This is a genomic window from Vibrio sp. M260118, assembly GCF_036533755.1.
GTDB lineage: Bacteria > Pseudomonadota > Gammaproteobacteria > Enterobacterales > Vibrionaceae > Vibrio.
In genome coordinates, this window is sequence record NZ_JATABG010000470.1 from 1 (window position 1) to 2,226 (window position 2,226).

Below are 2,226 nucleotides of genomic sequence, written 5' to 3' on the forward strand. Positions count from 1 at the left end.
AGTCAATGTTGTGAGTGGCTTGAATTTAGATACTCATCTCACCGCGCAGAACTTGCTGCATTTTTACTTTGACTTGGTCGTAGCTAAGGCCTTGGCTAAGTAAGAAGTGAAGCTTCGCCAGCGCCGCTTCTGGTGTCATATCGTAGCCACTGATCACCCCAGCTTCTGCAAGCGCACAGCCAGTTGCATAGCCACCCATATTTACTTTACCAGCGAGACATTGAGTTAGGTTTACCACTATCACGCCACGCTCAGATGCATCTTTAAGGTGATGCAGTAATTCAGGGTTTTGCGGAGCATTGCCAACGCCGAACGTCAGCAGGATCATTGCGTTCACTGGCTGCAATAAGGTGTTGCGAATAACCTCGTGCGAAATGCCAGGGTACATGGTGATCACGCCAATAGGTTGCGGTGTGATGTCATGAACCTTAAACACGCCTTGCGGTTTAGCACCCACTTCAATCTCACTACTGATCTGAATGTTGATACCCGCTTCAAGAAGCGGAGGCAGGTTGGGTGAAGTAAAGGCATTGAAGCCATCAGCATGAGATTTAGTGCTGCGATTGCCACGCATCAACTTATTATTGAAGAACAAGGTCACTTCGTTGATCGGGTAGTTTGCCGCTATGTGTAGCGCGTTAAGTAGGTTTGCTTGGCCGTCTGAGCGCAATTCCGCTAATGGAATTTGTGAACCTGTTACGATCACTGGCTTACCTAGGTTCTCTAGCATAAATGACAGTGCAGAGGCGGTATAAGCCATGGTGTCAGTGCCGTGAAGAATCACGAAACCATCGTATTTGTCGTAGTTATCACGAATGTCATCGGCGATCTGCTGCCAATCTGCAGGCGTCATATCCGACGAATCGATCAGTGGGTCATACTCGTGAATGGTGAATTCAGGCATTTCTGGTCTATGGAATTCGGGCATGCTTGCGAGTTGTTTTTCCATGAAACCAGCAACTGGGACGTAGCCGTGATCATGGGATTTTTGCATACCAATGGTACCGCCCGTGTAGGCGATATATATGTGTTTTCTTGCCATTGCGTTAAACCAGTTAAACATAGGGGGAACAGAGCGTGGGATTATATATTAATCTTAGCCAATAAAAAGGGGGCTTCCGCACAGGAAGCCCCCTATTTTCGTGTTACTAGTTAGCGCGTTATTGAACCTGACAATTCAGACAGAAAGCGTAGTGACCTTTTGGATCATTGAAGCTTTGTAGCATGTTGGCATCTTGAATAACTTGGGTCGCAACAGGTTGCAAGGATTTAGGCAGCAGTGCAGTGGCATCAATGCCAAATGATGCACTAACTTGATTCATGAAATCTTGAACAAACTGCTGAGCTGGAGAAAGGGGTTCTTCAACCCAGTACAAGTTATAGTTATTAACTTCTGCTAGCTCTGCTGCTAACGCAACTGCATCATCAAAGTCACCAATCTTATCGATAAGACCAAGCTCAAGGGCGTCTTGCCCTGTCCAAACGCGGCCTTGAGCAATTTTGTCGACGTTGTCTAAAGGAATCTCACGCGATTGACTGACTAAGCCGATAAATCGGTTATAGCCGTGCTCAATACCCATTTGGAATGCTTGAGAAGCGCCTTGTGAAAGACCTGTGGTAACACCGACATCAGAGAATGGAGAGGTACCGATTCCATCAGTGTAGATCCCAAGTTTGTTCAAGCCTTTTTCGAAGGTGGTAATCACGCTGAAAATACCGATAGAGCCAGTAAGTGTCGTCGGTTGAGCAACAATGCTATCCGCGCTCATCGAGATCCAGTAACCGCCAGAGGCTGCAAGACTAGACATAGAAACAACGACAGGCTTACCCTCTTCGCGCAGCGCTTCGACTTCGTTGCGAATCACTTCAGAGGCAAATGCACTGCCTCCAGGGCTATCGACACGCAGAACGACCGCTTTTACTTTGTTGTCGTTACGTGCTTGGCGAAGCAGTGCAGCCACGGTGTCACCGCCCACTGTACCGCGTGGTTGAGAGCCGTCCATGATAGCGCCACTTGCTACAACTACCGCAATATCGTCAGCCGCTAAGTCAAAGCTTGGTCGCATAGTCGATTGGTATTGGTAGAAATCGACATGGTTGTAGCTGTCTTCCCCATTGCTGCCGAACACATCAATCAGTTGTTTGCGAATTTGCTGGCGCGTTGCCAGTTCATCAACTAACCCAACATTGAGAGAAAGAGCAGCAAGGTCGCCTTGATTTTCTTTG

Annotated in this window: 2 protein-coding genes; both read right to left on the reverse strand. The window is 47.7% G+C overall.

Features of this window, described 5'->3' with window-relative positions; all coding sequences use genetic code 11:
- Window positions 1–25 precede the first annotated feature (25 nt).
- On the reverse strand, window positions 26–1,042 hold the full coding sequence (gene ansA, locus QTO00_RS18485) for an asparaginase (RefSeq protein ID WP_038207725.1): 1,017 nt from the start codon (window positions 1,040–1,042) through the stop codon (window positions 26–28).
- A gap of 118 nt (window positions 1,043–1,160) precedes the next feature.
- A partial coding sequence (gene sppA, locus QTO00_RS18490; RefSeq protein WP_331426075.1) for a signal peptide peptidase SppA occupies window positions 1,161–2,226 on the reverse strand: 1,066 nt, incomplete at its 5' end.

Coding starts and splice junctions, on each gene's coding strand:
- ansA (WP_038207725.1), bottom strand. CDS start 1,042: ATGGCAAGAAAACACATATATATCGCCTACACGGGCGGTACCATTGGT.